At 66.7% G+C, this 13,890-nt stretch carries 14 protein-coding genes; 5 read left to right on the top strand and 9 right to left on the bottom strand.

Features of this window, described 5'->3' with window-relative positions; all coding sequences use genetic code 11:
- Positions 1–18: 18 nt before the first annotated feature.
- From fliI to fliF, 4 genes are read right to left on the bottom strand one after another with little or no spacing between them, the layout of a single operon-like run.
- A complete protein-coding gene (gene fliI / locus B0G57_RS28190) occupies positions 19–1,548 on the bottom strand; it encodes a flagellar protein export ATPase FliI (protein ID WP_085952740.1) in 1,530 nt (509 codons plus the stop codon).
- Positions 1,452–2,126 (bottom strand): flagellar assembly protein FliH, encoded by a 675-nt coding sequence (fliH, locus tag B0G57_RS31985; RefSeq protein WP_026230035.1) that lies wholly within the window; start codon positions 2,124–2,126, stop codon positions 1,452–1,454. The genes fliI and fliH overlap by 97 nt, the downstream gene beginning before the upstream one ends.
- Entirely contained in the window at positions 2,113–3,108 is a 996-nt protein-coding gene (fliG, locus tag B0G57_RS28185) for a flagellar motor switch protein FliG (protein ID WP_018442651.1), read from the bottom strand. Before fliG ends, fliH begins: the two co-directional genes overlap by 14 nt.
- Complete coding sequence (fliF, locus tag B0G57_RS28180) at positions 3,098–4,909, bottom strand: flagellar basal-body MS-ring/collar protein FliF (RefSeq protein WP_102607409.1); 1,812 nt, start codon at positions 4,907–4,909, stop codon at positions 3,098–3,100. Before fliF ends, fliG begins: the two co-directional genes overlap by 11 nt.
- A gap of 277 nt (positions 4,910–5,186) precedes the next feature.
- Here fliF and fliE point away from each other — a divergent pair, with 277 nt between their 5' ends.
- The 5 genes from fliE (at position 5,187) to B0G57_RS28155 (ending at position 8,640) form a co-directional block, all read left to right on the top strand.
- Positions 5,187–5,528 (top strand): flagellar hook-basal body complex protein FliE, encoded by a 342-nt coding sequence (gene fliE, locus B0G57_RS28175; protein WP_026230036.1) that lies wholly within the window; start codon positions 5,187–5,189, stop codon positions 5,526–5,528.
- Positions 5,529–5,886: 358 nt separating this feature from the next.
- Complete coding sequence (fliS, locus tag B0G57_RS28170; RefSeq protein WP_018442654.1) at positions 5,887–6,321, top strand: flagellar export chaperone FliS; 435 nt, start codon at positions 5,887–5,889, stop codon at positions 6,319–6,321.
- Positions 6,318–6,647, top strand: coding sequence for a flagellar protein FliT (locus B0G57_RS28165; RefSeq protein WP_018442655.1), 330 nt, complete (start codon positions 6,318–6,320; stop codon positions 6,645–6,647). Before fliS ends, B0G57_RS28165 begins: the two co-directional genes overlap by 4 nt.
- 71 nt (positions 6,648–6,718) lie before the next feature.
- Positions 6,719–8,290: a flagellar hook-length control protein FliK gene (gene fliK, locus B0G57_RS28160; RefSeq protein WP_018442656.1), complete on the top strand. Its 1,572-nt coding sequence runs from the start codon at positions 6,719–6,721 to the stop codon at positions 8,288–8,290.
- Complete coding sequence (locus B0G57_RS28155) at positions 8,287–8,640, top strand: EscU/YscU/HrcU family type III secretion system export apparatus switch protein (RefSeq protein WP_051090098.1); 354 nt, start codon at positions 8,287–8,289, stop codon at positions 8,638–8,640. Before fliK ends, B0G57_RS28155 begins: the two co-directional genes overlap by 4 nt.
- 180 nt (positions 8,641–8,820) lie before the next feature.
- Here the strand turns inward: B0G57_RS28155 and B0G57_RS28150 are convergent, their stop codons facing one another.
- From B0G57_RS28150 to B0G57_RS28130, 5 genes are all read right to left on the bottom strand, one after another.
- On the bottom strand, positions 8,821–9,366 hold the full coding sequence (locus B0G57_RS28150; protein ID WP_018442658.1) for a CoxG family protein: 546 nt from the start codon (positions 9,364–9,366) through the stop codon (positions 8,821–8,823).
- 155 nt (positions 9,367–9,521) lie between these two features.
- Positions 9,522–10,919, bottom strand: coding sequence for an amino acid permease (locus B0G57_RS28145; protein ID WP_018442659.1), 1,398 nt, complete (start codon positions 10,917–10,919; stop codon positions 9,522–9,524).
- Between the two features lie 191 nt (positions 10,920–11,110).
- The gene (rqpR, locus tag B0G57_RS28140; protein ID WP_018442660.1) at positions 11,111–11,785 is read right to left on the bottom strand and encodes a response regulator transcription factor RqpR; all 675 of its coding nucleotides are present in this window, start codon (positions 11,783–11,785) and stop codon (positions 11,111–11,113) included.
- 4 nt (positions 11,786–11,789) lie between these two features.
- A complete protein-coding gene (locus B0G57_RS28135; protein WP_018442661.1) occupies positions 11,790–12,671 on the bottom strand; it encodes a sensor histidine kinase in 882 nt (293 codons plus the stop codon).
- Between the two features lie 440 nt (positions 12,672–13,111).
- Positions 13,112–13,882 (bottom strand): ferredoxin--NADP reductase, encoded by a 771-nt coding sequence (locus B0G57_RS28130; protein ID WP_018442662.1) that lies wholly within the window; start codon positions 13,880–13,882, stop codon positions 13,112–13,114.
- Positions 13,883–13,890 lie beyond the last annotated feature (8 nt).

Genomic DNA, 13,890 nt, shown 5'->3' with positions numbered 1-13,890 from the left:
ACTCCTGGGTCTGCCTCGTTACTCGAACAACGCGCCGAGCAAGTCGAGGCTCGGCGCGAACGGCGCACATTCGCGATAGCCTTGCTGCAGGAACGCTTCCATTCGCGGGTAGAGCGCGATTGCACGGTCGAGCAGCGCGTCGCGCCCGCTCGAATACGCCCCGACGTTGATCAGGTCGCGGTTGCGCTGGTAGCGCGAGAGCAACTGCTTGAACATGCGCACGCGCTCGAGATGTCTGTCGTCGATGAGTGCGGTCATCGCGCGGCTGATCGACGCCTCGATGTCGATGGCCGGATAGTGCCCCGACTCCGCGAGCGCGCGCGAAAGCACGATATGGCCGTCGAGAATCGCGCGGGCCGCGTCGGCGATCGGATCCTGCTGATCGTCGCCTTCGGTCAGCACCGTGTAGAACGCCGTGATCGAGCCGCCGCCCGCCGGGCCGTTGCCCGTGCGCTCGACGAGCGCCGGCAGCTTGGCGAACACCGAGGGCGGATAGCCCTTCGTCGCGGGTGGCTCGCCGATCGCGAGCGCGATTTCGCGCTGGGCCATCGCGTAGCGCGTGAGCGAATCCATCAGCAGCAGCACATGCTTGCCCTGATCGCGGAAGTATTCGGCGAGCGAGGTCGCGTAAGCGGCACCCTGCATCCGCAAGAGCGGCGAGACATCGGCGGGGGCCGCGACGACGACCGAGCGCGCCAGGCCGTCGCTGCCGAGGATCTGCTCGATGAACTCCTTCACTTCACGCCCGCGCTCGCCGATGAGACCGATCACGATGACCTCGGCGCTCGTATAGCGCGCCATCGTGCCGAGCAGCACCGATTTGCCGACGCCCGAGCCCGCGAAGAGACCCATGCGCTGGCCGCGCCCGACCGTCAGCAGCGCGTTGATCGCGCGCACGCCGACGTCGAGCACTTGCTGGATCGGCTCGCGCTGGAGCGGATTGATCGAAGGCGAGGAGAGCGGCGCATCAGCGCCGGCGTCGAGCGCGCCGAAGCCGTCGAGCGGCCGCCCCGATGCATCGACGACGCGCCCGAGCATGCCCCAGCCGACCGGCAGGCGCTTGGCCCCGGCGAGCGGATCGGCGACGGGTGCACTCTCGCGCGGAAAGACGCGTGCGCCGGGCAAGAGGCCGGCAACTTCGGTCGTCGGCATCAGGAAGAGCCGGTCGGCGGCGAAGCCGACCACTTCGGCCTCGGCCATCGGCAGTGAGCTGCCGGGCGGCAACTCGATCATGCATTCGGCGCCGACGCCGAGCCGCAAGCCCACGGCTTCGAGCACGAGGCCCGCGGCGCGTGTGAGGCGCCCGCACGACGAGAGCGGGCGCGCGAGCGCATTGCGCTCGCCGGCCGCGTTGAGCCGCGCGCGCCAGGCGGCGAGATGCGGATTGCCGGCGAGCGCCGGATCGGGAGTGGAAAGCGGCATGCGCAGCGACGGCGCGGCGGTTCGGGCCGTCACCATTGGCTCACCTTGCCGAGCGCGCCCGCCACGCGCTCCCAGCGTGTGGCGACGCTCGCGTCGATCTCGCCGCTCGCCGCTTGCGCGCGGCAGCCGCCGCGCTCGATGGCCGGGTCCGTGCGCACTTGCCAGCCGAGCGATTCGAGCTCTTCTTTCAGATAGGCTTCGACGACCGGCAAATCGGCCGGATGGACGATCAGTTGGGGCGAGCCGGTGAGGGCCGGCTCGGCGGCGAGCACCTCGCGGGCGCAGGCGACGAGCGCCGTCGGGTCATGCGCGATGTGCTGGCGGACGACTTGTTGAGCGATGTCGAGCGCAAGCGCGACGAGCGATTCGGCGAGCTCGCTTTGCACGCCCTCGAGCGCCGACTTGAAAACGCCTGCGAGCGCGCTGATCCGCGCGGCCTCGGCGAGCGCTTCTTGCCGGCCTTTTTCGAAGCCTTGGGCGTGGCCCTGGTCGAAGCCGGCCTGATAGCCGAGCGCCTGACCGGCGACGTGTCCCGACGCGAACCCTTGCTCGTGTGCCGCTTCGCGCAGCCGCTGCAGCTCCGCCTCGAGCGCGCTTTCGGCCGCCGGGTCGGGCAGCGGGGGCGGATCGAACGAGGCCATCTCCCAGCGCTGGTAAGCCGAGAGCTGTCCTTTGTCCGAGCCGCGCGAATCAGACATAGGCATCTTCCGCCTTTCCGCCGATCACAATCTGCCCGCTCTCGGCGAGGTTGCGCACGATCTGGAGGATGCGCCGCTGCTGGGTCTCGACTTCGGACACGCGCACCGGCCCGCGTGCGTCGAGGTCTTCGGCGAGCAATTCGGCCGCGCGCTGCGACATGTTCGACAGGAACTTCTGCCGCAGTGCGGGCTGCGCGCCCTTCAGCGAAATGATGAGCGCCTCCGACTCCACTTCCTTGAGCAGGAGCTGAATCGCGCGGTCTTCGAGGTCGAGCAGGTTTTCGAAGACGAACATCTGGTCGATGATCTTTTGCGCGAGTTCGGCGTCGTATTGCTTGATGTTCTCGAGCACCGTCTCTTCGTGGGAGCTCGACATGAAGTTGAGGATTTCCGCCGCCGTGCGCACGCCGCCCATCGGGCTGCGTTTGAGGTTGTCGCTGCCCGAGAGCAGACCCGTCAGCACGTCGTCGAGCTCGCGCAGCGCGGCCGGCTGAATACCGTCGAGCGTCGCGATCCGGAGCAGCACGTCGTTGCGCAGCCGGTCGGTGAAACAGGCGACGATTTCGGAAGCCTGATCGCGATCGAGGTGAACAAGGATCGTCGCGATGATCTGCGGATGCTCGTTCTTGATGAGCTCGGCGACGGCCGGCGAATCCATCCATTTGAGGCCTTCGATGCCGCTCGTGTCGCCGCCTTGCAGAATGCGGTCGATGAGCGCGCCGGCCTTGTCCTCGCCGAGCGCCTTCGTCAGCACCGAGCGGATGTACTCGCTGGAATCGAGCGACATCGCCGTGTGCTGCTCCGCCTCTTTGACGAAGTCCTGCAACACGTTCTCGACCTCTTCGCGCGTCACGTTCTTGAGCGCGGCCATCGCCGCGCCAATCTTCTGCACCTCGCGCGGCCCGAGGAACTTGAACACCTGCGCCGCTTCTTCCTCGCCGAGCGACATCAGCAGCAGCGCGCTCTTGGTGACCCCTTCAGCGCTCATCGGACACCCAATTCTTGACGACGGTGGCTACGATCTTCGGATCCTGGCGCGCGATCGTGCGCGCGTAATCGAGGTTCCGCTCGAATTTCTGCTTCTCGCTCTCGAACGCGAGCAGGTTGATCTCTCTGTCGCTATCGTGCTCGAGCGCCGTCGTGATGGGTGAAGAGTTGGCGGGCGAGCCGTCGAGCAGCACCGGCTCATCGGGCGAGCCGACGTTCGGGCGCGCCGCCTCGGTCGCCGCTTGCGGCGGCGGGAACGCGCGGCGCAGCACCGGCCGGACCATCATGAAATAGAGGACGAGGGCGACGATGCCGATGCCGATCCACTTGGCCGCCTGCATCGCGAGCGAGATCACATCGGGCTGGCGCCACCACGGCAGGTTCGCGAGCGGATCGACCTCGGTCTCGAATGCGCTGTTGACGATGTTGACCGAGTCGCCGCGCTTCGCGTCGTAGCCCATCGCGTCCTTCACGAGCTGCTCGACCTTCGCGAGCTGATCGGCGGCGAGCGGCTGCATCGTCACATGACCCTTGGCATCGACGACGCGCTGATAGTTGATGACGACCGCCGCCGAGATCCGGCGGATCCCGCCCATCGGCTGCTCCGTATGCGAGACGCGCTTGTCGAGCTCGTAGTTCGTCGTCGCGTCCTTATGCTCGCTTAGCGGCGTCGTGGCGGCCGTCGTCGCGCTGGTCCCGCTGGCCGCGACGATCGGCGCCGAGGCCGGCTGCGGCGGCGTGTTCGAGAGCGCGCCCGGCACGCCCGAGGCGCCCGTTTGCCCCATCTCCGTCGACAAGCTCGTCTGCTGGCTGCGGATCGCCGCCTGCTGCGGGTTGCCGTTCGGACCGTAGCTCTCGGCCGTCTGCTCACTCTGCGCGAAGTCGATGTCGGCGCTGACCTGCGAGTGAGCGTTGCCGGCGCCGAAGAGCGGCGCGAGGATCGCATCGATGCGGCGCTGCGTGTTGCGCTCGACCTGCTGCACGTATTTGAGCTGACTCGCATCGAGGCCCGAGCCCGTCGCCGGCTGCGTGAGCAGGTTGCCGTCTTGATCGATGACGGTCACGTTCTTGAACGGCAGGTCGGGCACGCTCGACGCCACCATGTGCGTGATCGCGGCGACCTGTCCTTCGTCGAGCGCGCGGCCCGGAAAGAGGTTGACGAGCACCGACGCCGTCGGCGCTTCCTTCTCGCGCACGAAGACCGTCGGCTTGGGAATCGCGAGGTGCACGCGCGCGCGGCGGACCACCGAGATCGATTCGATCGTCCGCTCGAGCTCGCCTTCGAGCGCGCGCTGATAGTTGATCTGCTCGGCGAACTGGCTGATGCCGAACCGCTCGTTGTCCATCAGCTCCATGCCGACGGAGCCGCTCTTCGGCAGCCCTTGCGAGGCGAGGCGCATGCGCACTTCGGCTACTTGATCGGACGGCACGAGAATCGCGGAGCCGTTTTCGGAGAGCTTGTAAGGCACATTGGCCTGCTGGAGCGCGGTAATGATCGCGCCGCCGTCCTGATCCGACAGGTTGCTGTAGAGAACACGGTAGTCGGGGGCCCGGCTCCAGAGGACGAGAGCAGCCACGACGGCGACGAATACGGCCACGGCGACGATCAGCGCCGCGCGCGGGTTGCCGCGCACCTGCGAGAGCGACGACAGGCGCTGGGCGAAGCCGCCGAAATCGGCCGCCCCCGCGCCGGCGCCGCCGGCGCCCGCCACGGCGCCCGCGGCCGGCGCGCCCGGCTGCGCGCCGGCCGCGAGGCCCATGCGGGCGTCGGGGTTGATCAAAGAGTTGGCCTGCGAATCCATGCGTCGGGGTTCTCCGGGATGCGGGGGTGTCCGTCCGGTGCGGGTGCAGGACTACGTGAAACGTAGGCCAGGCCGGCACGGGCAGACACTTTCACGAGGGGGATTATCCATGCCGGGCTGACAAGCCATCAGTCGAATAGAACCGGGTTTACCCCCCAGTTTCGCAAGTTTGGGAAAGGCGGCATTGCTATGCTTATCGTCCATAACCGCTACCAGGTCACGGATGGGCGAGGCGGCCAAAGCGCCAGGCCCGGACAACAGAGCAGAGGGAGAAACGATGACAGTGCCAGTCAACCCGCTCACATCCGCGCTGCAGCAGATGCAGGCGATGGCGGCCGAGGCCGCCGGCGGCTCGAAGGCGTCCGCGCTCGGCGAGCAGGCGGGCGCGGCCAATGCCGGCAGCTTCGCCGCCGCGCTCAAAAGCTCGCTCGATAAGATCAGCTCCGACCAGAAAAAGGCCGACAACGAGTGGAAGGCTTTCGAAGTCGGCGCTTCGAACGTCTCGCTCAACGACGTGATGGTCGACATGCAAAAGGCTGGCATCGGCTTCCAGTTCGGCCTGCAGGTCCGCAACCGGCTCGTCACGGCTTACAACGAGATCATGCAGATGTCGATCTGATCGCACGTTGCCGGCTTGCCCCCGCTCGGCGGCTCGCCGACGGCAGCCCCCCATGATGATTTTCCCAAGGCAGGGAGTCGCGAAAAGCGGGCTCTCTACAAGAGTATTACATCAGAAGATTGAATGCAGCTTTCAAAATGCCGTTTTTTGAAAGGTCATTTGCCTAAATTGCGTGTTATTACGGCTAAAGCTTTCCTTTTGCGATCCGATAACCGCCTTATAAGCGAGGCATGCACGGCGAGGCATGCCCGGGGCTGGCGCGGCCCCATGCTCGGCCTGCGGCGTGCGCGCGCCGCAGCGGGGCGGTTGCGCCTGGCGTTCAACATTGCGAACCATTGAAGAAGAAGGAGAAGCGCCGATGTTTTCCCAAGGCAACGCTGGAGCAAGCGCTTACGCGCGCGTCGGCGTCGAGACAGGGGTGATGGGCGCGGATCCGCATCGGCTGATCCTCATGCTTTACCAAGGGGCGCGCCAGGCGATCGCGCAGGCTCGCATGCACCTTCAGCAGGGCAATATCGGCCCGCGCGGTGAAGCGATCAGCAAGGCGATGAACATCATCGCCGGCGGCCTGCAGGCATCGTTGAAGAAGGACGTGGGCGGCGACCTCGCACTTCGGCTCGACGCGCTTTACAACTACATGGTTCGCCGCCTGCTCGACGCCAACCTGGAGCAAAGCGAGGCGATCCTCATCGAAGTCGATCGGTTGCTCGCGACGTTGGAGGAAGCCTGGATCGGCATCAGCGATCAAGTGGCAAAAAGAGCAGCGCAGGGAGCGCCGGACGCACAACGATGAACGCCAAAGCTGACTATTTCGCCCGCTACGAGGCGATTGCGGCCATTTCAGCACGCATGCTGACGGCGGCGCGCAAGTCGCTGTGGGACGAGCTCACCGAGCTGCAAGACGAGTATCGGGTGCTCGTCGACGCGCTTTGCGCCATCGACGCGGACGTCTCGCTCAACGAGAGCGAAAGGCTGCGCAAGTACGACCTCATCCGCCAGATTCTCGCCGACGATGCCGCCATTCGCGATCTCGCCAACCCGAGCATGGCGCGCCTGCAGGTTTTTTTTTCGGCGCCGCGTCCGGCTCACGTGTTGAAAGGGTTGTTCCGCGCGGGATAGCCGCGCCGTATCAGACGCCGCCAGCCGTCACTCCTTACGCACGCAGGTGACGCGGCACACGAGGCCCGAGCATGACCGGAATCGACTCGACGCTAGGCTCGATGCTGACGAGCCGCCTCGACGCCCTCATCGAGAACGTCGGCGCCGGTGCACGCACGGCCACGACGCAAACGGGCGCTTCCGCCGAGGCCACCGATACGAGCACCGCGCCCATCGGCGGCGCGATTCCGGTTGCCGACGCGCCGCCGCCGGCCTCGGCGCAAGCGATCTTGTCCGAGGTCGCGCTGACGCTCGACGCCATCTCGCGCTTCGGCGGCGAGGCTACGCAGCCCGTACTTGGCGAAGCGCCGATCTGGCCGGCACCGCCCGCGATCGACGCGCAACCGGCCACGGACGCGGGGTCGGTTGGCTCGGGCGCCGCCGCGACGAGCGCATCGGACGGCACCGCAATGTCGGGCGGGGCCGCCGCCTCCGCGAGCTCGACGGCGGCCACCGCCGCGACGTCGGCCGCGGCGCTTCCCGTCGAAGCCCTCGCGGCCGCGCTCGAAAAGACGGTGGCCGAAACGGGCCTCTTCTACGAATCGCATCTTGCGCAGTGGCTCGCCGGCAGCTATCCGGCTGACCTGCTTGCCAACGAACCGCAGACCCGCCTCGCCGCGGCGGCCGCCCAGCTTTCGTTCGATTGGGAGCAGCCGGCCTCCGCGGGCACTGACGGCTCCGAAGCGTTCTTCGGTGCGCCGCCAGCTTCATCGGCCTTTGCATCGGCGGCAGGCGTCCTCCGGGATGGCGCCGCGCTGGCCACTGCCTTGCTGCAGCACGCGACAGGTTCGCAGTCGTCCGCGTCGCCGATGCTGCCCGGCGATCCGCGCATGTCGGCTTCGGCCTATGCCGGCGCGCGCCCATTGCCGGGACAGCCGGGTGCGGCAACGGCCTTCGGCAACTCGGCCGACAGCTTGCGCTCCGCGGCGACGGGCGCAGCCGGCGCGTCGGCCCGCTCGGCGAGCGGGCTCGGCGCGTCCGGCGACCCCTTTGGCGGCGCGCCCGCGTCGGTCGCTGCGTCGATTCATCCGGCGACGATTCCACTCGTGCGCCAGCAACTCGATCTGCTCGCCACCGAGCAATTCCGCTGGACCGGCGAAGTCTGGCCGGGCACCAAGCTCGACTGGACGATCGAGCCCGAGCCCGACCGTTATCGCGGCCCCGGCGAGCAAGGGGCCCCGGACGAGCAGGCCTGGCGCACGCGCCTGACGCTCGCATTGCCGACGCTCGGGACCGTCGATGCCGATCTCGTCCTGAAGGGGACGAGCCTTGTCGTTCGCGTGCAGGCAAGTCCGGCCGGAGCGGCCCGGCTCGCCACGGGCGGCGAGGCGTTCGGCCGCCGGCTGCGCGCGGCCGGCATCGAGCTGACGGGGCTGACGATTCGGGAGGTCGGCGGAGCCGATCCCGCCGCGACGGCCGATGCCGTGCAGGCGGCGACAGCGGCCTACGCGCGCGCGGCGGCGGCCGCGACCGACGCGCAGGCGCACGACGCGACCGCCGCGCCGGACGCTGTCACCGCATCCGGTGCGGGAGAAGGATGGCGCGGGTCGCCGACGCCGCTCGAGGGTCTCTTCGACGATCCATTCGAATGGAGCGGCACGTGAGCCGCCCGCGACGCCGAAGCGCGGCGGCGCTTGCCTACGACGGCAAGGGCGAAGGCAGCGCACCGCGTGTGGTGGCGAAGGGCTACGGCCTTTTTGCCGACATGATCATTCAGCGAGCGCAGGAGTCAGGGCTCTACGTGCATCGCGCGCCCGAGATGGTCTCGCTGCTGATGCAGGTCGACCTCGACGCGAAGATTCCGCCCGAGCTCTATCAGGCGGTAGCGGAGCTGCTGGCCTGGCTTTACCGGCTCGAAAGCGGGGCCGCCGACGGCCCGGCGCCGCCCGAGGCCGGCGCACGATCGGAGCCGGCCGGCCCGATTTCGTATCCGTTGCTGCCTTCGGCGGAGTGATGGACGAGAAGGGCGGCACTCCCGCCCCTCGTTAACCAAAGACAGGAAGATTGGGCTAGGAAAGCGGCGACCGGCGCTCGAAAAGCCCAGCCGCCCGAGAAGCCATTGCCCAGAACCGGCCTTCGGGCCGGAGTCCCGGTTCGCCGCCTTGAAGGGCGGGGTTTCAAACCGAGGCTGGTTTTACGATGAGCGGGTCGTCCACGCTTTCCAGCACTTCGCTCCCTTTCCCGCGGGAGCCGATTCGGCAACGGCCGCATGCTGCACCGAAGGGTCGGACGGCAGCGGCGCATCGCCGACGACGCCGAAGCCGTCACCCGCCACACAAGCGGCAAAGCGCTTGCCGAACTCGTCGGCGAGCTTGCTCAGCCCCCCCGCTGAGCCATTCGCCTGGCTCTCGGCCTGATACGACAGTGTCGTCGACGCGTCCCCGTCGGCGTCGAGATGGACGCGCGCATTGCCGACGGCGCCGGCCTCACTGCCCGCATCGCTCTCGAAGCGTAGCGTGCAGGTGTGCGGCGGATCGGTGTCGAGCATGCGCATGTGTCCCGAGAAGCGCGCTCGGACCCCATCGACGGACAGATTGACCGCGAATGTGAAGGCGTCTTCGCCCTCCGCGCGTATCTGCTCGCAACCGGGGATCGCGGTGCGCAGGACTTCGGCATCGGTCAGCGCTTCCCACGCACGTTGCGGTGGCACGGGCAGCGTATAGCTTTGCGTCAATTCCATTGCGTTGTCTCCCACTTTGAAGGACGACCGACGACTGCCGATGCGACAGATCGCCGGCCAACATTCATTATGAACCTGGGATGACGAGACGCCAGCGAGACGCGCCGCCGCGGGCGGCACGCCCAAAAAGGGGCTGAAGACGTGGGCCGAAACGCTCAGCGCGAATTGACGGCGAGCAGCGAGCGACGACGCGAATAGCCGAAATAGACCGTCATGCCGATCACGAGCCAGACGAGGAAGGCGATCCAGGTGACGGCCTGCAGATTGACCATCAGGAAGACGCAGGCGGCGACGGCCAGGATCGGCACGACGGGAACGCCGGGGCAGCGGAACGCGCGCGGCAGGTGCGGATGCGTGCGCCGCATGATGAGCACGGCGATCGAGACCATCGAAAACGCCGCGAGCGTGCCGATGTTGATGAGCTCGGCCAGCACGTCGAGCGGCACGAGCGCGCCGATGAAGCCGAAGAAGAGCCCGACGAGCCACGTCGTCGTGAACGGCGTCGCGAAGCGCGGATGCACGTTCGAAAGCTTCTTCGGCAGCAGACCGTCGCGCGACATGGCGAAGATGATGCGGGTCTGGCCATAGCTCATGACGAGGATGACCGTCAGCATGCCGAGCACGGCGCCGAGATCGATGAAGCCGGCCACCCACTTCTGGCCGGCCACTTGCAGCGCGTACGAGACCGGATGCGAGATGCTCGCGAACTGCGCCGACGGCACGATGCCGGTCACGACGGCCGCGACCGCCACGTAGAGCACCGCGCAAACGGCGAGCGAGGCGATGATGCCGATCGGCAGGTCGCGCTTCGGATTCTTCACTTCCTCGGCTGCCGACGAGACCGAATCGAAGCCGATGAACGCGAAGAACATGACGGCCGCCGCGCCGAACACGCCGTGCCAACCGTTCGCCATGAACGGGTGCCAGTTGGCCGGCTCGACGTGAAAGGCGCCGACGGCGATCACGGCGAGCACGACGGTGACTTTGATCGCGACCATCAAGTTGTTCACGCGCGTCGATTCGCGCACGCCGACCGAGAGCAGCGTCGTGATGACCATCATGACGAGGAAGGCCGGCAGATTGAACAGCGTGGACGCGCCGGGCACCGTGCCGGGCGCGGCCGTGAGCGCGATCGGCAGTTTCAATCCGAAGCCGGCCAGCAGCGATTGCAAATAGCCCGACCAGCCGACGGAGACCGCAGACGTGGCGAGCCCGTATTCGAGCATGAGGTCCCAGCCGATGACCCAGGCGGCCAGCTCGCCGATCGTGGCATAGGAGTACGTGTAAATGGAGCCGGCGACGGGGATCGTCGAGGCGAACTCCGCGTAGGCGAGCCCGGCGAGCGCGCAGGCGACGGCCGCGATGAGAAACGAGACCATGAGCGCCGGGCCGGCCTGCACGGCGCCCGTGCCCGTGAGCACGAAAATGCCGGTGCCGATGATGGCGCCGATGCCAAGGAACGTCAGATCGAGCGCGCCGAGTGCTTTCCTGAGCCCGGTGCGCTGGGCCCCGGCGATCATCTGCTCGACATTCTTTTTGCGAAAAAGGGACATGGATGCGGTCTCCTACGGATTGCACCGGCTTGGTGCGTGCCGGCCGTTGGGAAAGCCTTCGATTTTATCCGATCCGGGTCGGCAAGCTTGCGCAGCCGTAAGAACTCAGACAGATCGCGCGTTCGGGCACCAAAACAGGGCGGGATAGGCAGGGGTGTCGAGCTATGCCGCAGACGGGGCAGGTGCGAGCATCAGCTAGCGGAACTGTCGATCGTGGCGGCGGGATTGAAGTCGATGAGGCGATTGCTCATGACGTAGAACGTCAGCTCGGCGTTGTTGCTGAGCTTCATCTTCTCGAGCAAGCGCGTGCGATAGACGCTGACCGTCTTCACCGAGAGCGAAAGCGTGTGGGCGATGTCGGTCAGCCGCTTGCCCGATGCGAGCATGCAAAGCGTCTGATACTCGCGATCCGAAAGCTTTTCGTGCGGCAGCGGCTCGTTCTCGATCGAGACGTATTCGGCCAGCGCCTGCGCAAGCGCGGGGCTGACGTACTTGCGGCCCGCCGCTACCTGGCGGATCGCGTCGATCATCTGGGTGGCCGTCACCGTCTTCGACAGATACCCGGCCGCGCCGGCCTTGAGCGCGCGAACCGCATACTGGTCCTCGCGAAACATCGAGAACATGAGGACGGGCGTGCGGGGCGCGCGGCGCTTCACGCGCTTGAGGACTTCCACGCCGTTGATGTCGGGCAGCGAGATGTCGAGCACGATGACATCGAACGGATGGTCGTCGTCGAGGCTCGCGAGCGCTTGCGCGCCGGTGTCGGCTTCGGCGACTTCGCGCGCGACATCGTGCGTCAGCAGCAGATGCCGCACGCCTTGACGCACGATCGCATGGTCGTCGACGAGCAAAATGCGCAATGACATAGCCCTAGCTCGCCGATGCGGCGTTGCCCCGCAGCGGCACCATGCGGACTTGCGTGTACGTCATGCCCGTCGTGCTGATGCTGCTGGTGGTGCTGGTGATGTCGGTCGTATTGGCCGTGCTGGCCAAAGTCCCGACGCGCTCGGCGAGTGCGCCGAGCAAGGCGTCCCAGGCGAAGCGGGCGCGCACCGTCGTCCCCGTCCCCGTCCCGCCGGATTTGGCTGTGCGCTGCCTGCACGTGGTCACGCGCAGCGAGCCGCCGAGCGCCTCGCAGCGCGCGCGCATGCCGGGCAGGCCAAAGCCTGTCGCGGACTCGTGATCTGGCTTGCGCGCGCCGCGCGGCATGCCTCGGCCGTCGTCCGCGATGACGAGCGTCAGATGGCGCTTGTCCGTTTCGATGCGCACGTCGGCGCATGACGCGTTGGCATGCTTGGCGACGTTGCCGAGCGCTTCCTGTGCGACGCGAAAAATAGAGAGGGCTGCATCGTGCGGCAACTGCGTCAGCCGGACGTCGGCTGCGCAGACGAAGCTCGTCCGCAGGCCCGTGCGTTCCGTGAAGGCGAGCGTCCATTGCGACAGCGTGTCGACGATGCCGCCTTCGAGCTGCGGCCCGTGGAGCTCCGCCACGATGCGGCGAGTGGCCTCGCAGGCGGCTTCGAGGGAGCGCTGAGCGAGCGCGAATGCCTGTTCGGCGCCGGGCCACGCTTGCGTGCCCGAAAGGACGGCCCCCATGCTGGCCAGCGCGAAGCGCGCGGCCGTGAGTTCGGGCCCCACGCCGTCGTGCAGCTCGCGAGCAAGATGAATGCGGGCGGCTTCGCTCGCCGAGACGAGCTCGCCGGCAAGCTCGCGCAGGCGAGCTTGCAGATTGGCCAGGCTTTCTTCGCTCATCACTGAAAAGGGCAGCTCAAACAGCGGATACGACTCGAGCGTTCCTGTTGAGCCGGCAGGAAAAACACCGACGGAACAGGTAACGATATTTACATTTTGTAACTAAGAATCACACAGTAGGAATCGATTCCGTCCGGTGACCGATGCGGCGGATGATATCTCAAAAACGCGAAATAGTCAGACGCAACAAGGCTTGCGGCGGGACCGCAAACGACCGCCGGCAAAGGCCGTCTCCTCCTTTCGTAGGAAAAGCCTTACGATAAAACAAGGCAAGCGGTGTGGCGCGGATGTAACAGACGTAACAGCGCAGGCGAGCAATGTCGCAGCGCCGCGGCTGAAAAGAAGACCGGAGCACAGCGGCTCCGATCGCGAGGTGAGTGTGTTTGTGTCTGTGGCGGTAGCTGTAGCTGTAGCTGCCAGCTGTCGGCGATTCGCCGCCCTTAGCCGACGAACGCCTTCTCGACGACGTAGTGGCCCGGCTCGTTGTTACTGCCTTCCTTGAACCCGAGCCCGTCGAGCAGCTCGCGCGTATCGCGCAGCATGTGCGGGCTGCCGCAGAGCATGACGCGGTCCGTCTCGGTCGAGAACGGCTGCATGCCCAGATCGGCGAAGAGCTTTTGCGTGTCGATGAGCTCGGTGATGCGGCCGCGGTTCATGAACGATTCGCGCGTCACCGTCGGGTAGTAGATGAGCTTTTCACGGACGATCTCGCCGATATGCTCGTGCGCCGGCAGATGCTCCGTGATGTATTCCTTGTAGGCGAGCTCGTCGACGAACCGGCACGTGTGCGTGAGCACGACCTTCTCGTAGCGGTCGTAGATGTCGGGATCCTTGATGATCGACATGAACGGGGCGAGGCCCGTGCCCGTGGAGAGCAGCCAGAGCGTCTTGCCGGGCAGCAGGTTGTCGGCCACCAGCGTGCCCGTCGGCTTCTTGCCGATGAGGACCTTGTCGCCCACCTTGAGGTGCTGCAGACGCGAGGTGAGGGGGCCGTCGGGCACCTTGATGCTGAGGAATTCGAGGTTTTCCTCGTAGTTCGCACTGGCCATGCTGTAGGCGCGGATCAACGGCTTGCCGTCGACCTCGAGGCCCACCATCGTGAACTGGCCGTTCTCGAAGCGGAACGAATCGTCGCGCGTGCAAGTGAAGCTGAAAAGCGTGTCGGTCCAATGATGGACGGTAAGGACGGTTTGCGGATTAAGGTTGCTCATGGGCTTCG

It is taken from the genome of Trinickia symbiotica (assembly GCF_002934455.1).
In the GTDB taxonomy this organism is placed as follows: Bacteria; Pseudomonadota; Gammaproteobacteria; order Burkholderiales; family Burkholderiaceae; genus Trinickia; species Trinickia symbiotica.
This window is presented reverse-complemented; position numbering and strand designations above follow the sequence as displayed.